This is a genomic window from Pseudomonas sp. G5(2012), assembly GCF_000408945.1.
GTDB lineage: Bacteria > Pseudomonadota > Gammaproteobacteria > Pseudomonadales > Pseudomonadaceae > Aquipseudomonas > Aquipseudomonas umsongensis.
The window spans coordinates 1-1,078 of sequence record NZ_APIO01000131.1; the positions used below are offsets into that span (position 1 = coordinate 1).

Consider the following 1,078-nt stretch of genomic DNA (forward strand, 5'->3'; position numbering starts at 1 on the left):
GGCTTGAGTGGTGCTGAAACCCCGATTTCTTTGTTCTTGGTAAAACCCTTTCCAGGCTTCGGTTCGACTCGCCGACATAGCCGCATTGTGCAGAAGGCGGCGGGCTTCTGGATCGCCTCGCTTGGTCAAACTCCGGCGACCATCTTTTTGCCCTGATTTTGACACCCGCAAGTCCATTCCAAGAAAGGCGATAAAGGCATCTGCGTTTCGGAAGTCTCCGCGCTGGAACGCCGTGAGCAAGCGCGCGCCAGTCAAAAATCCAACCCCTTCAACTTTCAAGCAACGCTTCAACTGCCCCAGCAAACCGGCTTCTTTCAGCTGATCGTTGATCGTCTTTTCGATCAGCGTCTCAAGCTGCTGCATGGACTTTATTTGCTCGGAAAAAGCAGCCTTCAGCAAGGGCTCATTCGACCAGCTTTGCACTAGGCCGACCTTGGCCTGGACCAAGGCCGCCCGGCGGCGAAAAAGACTCAGGAGTTGGCGATACAGCGGTGTCGGCGGCGTCCATGGGTGAAGTTCTTCATGCTCGTTCTTCAGATAGCGAGCAAGCAGTTTGGCATCCAGTGCATCGGTTTTGGCACGGACCTTCACACCTTCTCGGTAATGTTTGAGCTCATAGCCGCCCACCATGTAAATCACGCAGCCGGCCTCAAAGGCCAGGTCAGCGAACTCCAGGTGGTAGATGTTGGTGGCTTCAACAGCAATAGCCACACTCCCCGGCAAGTCCTTTAACCACTTGTTGATGCTGGTTTTGTTGTTGGGAATCTCTTCAAGCAGGTCCAGTTCGGCGTGATAAATCACCAATTCTTTCTTGGCGACATCCACGCCCACGATCGGCTTTGAAACAGAAACCGGCATTGCCATAGGTTTTCCTCCGGGATAAGGTTTTAAGCACTTGAAGGGCTCACCCAGAGGCGCAGGCTTGTTCCTATCGTCGGTCTAGGCCAGATGCATTCTTTATCGGCGCTTGGGTGAAAGGAGGAGGGGCGAACTCTCCCACAGTCTGTACTGCGTCAACAGTCAGAATCGAGCCTTGTCCCTCCTCCTCCCTTCAAGTCCTACCATACAAGCGAGCCTG

Annotated in this window: 1 protein-coding gene; it reads right to left on the reverse strand. The window is 54.0% G+C overall.

What is annotated here, in order from left to right; translation table 11 throughout:
* Window positions 1-864, reverse strand: an 864-nt coding sequence (locus PG5_RS29390) for an IS110 family transposase (RefSeq protein ID WP_042955858.1), incomplete at its 3' end; no start/stop codon positions are given.
* Window positions 865-1,078 lie beyond the last annotated feature (214 nt).